Here is a 310-nt window from a genome sequence, read left to right on the forward strand (position 1 = left end):
ATCGTCTAAAAGATAAAAAGAGAGTAGGAATTCAACCACAAATTGAGTCTTAATAAATCATCAAAGGGGTCAATTTTACTTTGCTGTTTTTAAGGTAAAAGGGGTCAGTTTTAAATTGCCGTTGACACCAGTTCAGGCGGTGATCTATGACTTTCAGGATAGTCGTTCAGGCCAGCATGCTGAAGAGTTCTTGAAAGGCTGGCAGGGTTATCTAGTCTGTGATGATTACAGTGGTTATAAAGCACGCTTCAAATCAGGTCAGGTCATTGAGGTGGGCTGCATGGCCCATGCACGTCGTAAATTCCATGAA

General features: G+C 41.6%; 1 pseudogene. It reads left to right on the plus strand.

What is annotated here, in order from left to right:
• Positions 1 to 127 precede the first annotated feature (127 nt).
• Positions 128 to 310 (plus strand): annotated as a pseudogene (locus tag ACEO2X_RS14335) (transposase); the annotation flags it as partial.

The sequence above is a fragment of the Acinetobacter sp. AL9 genome, assembly GCF_041464035.1.
GTDB lineage: Bacteria > Pseudomonadota > Gammaproteobacteria > Pseudomonadales > Moraxellaceae > Acinetobacter > Acinetobacter towneri.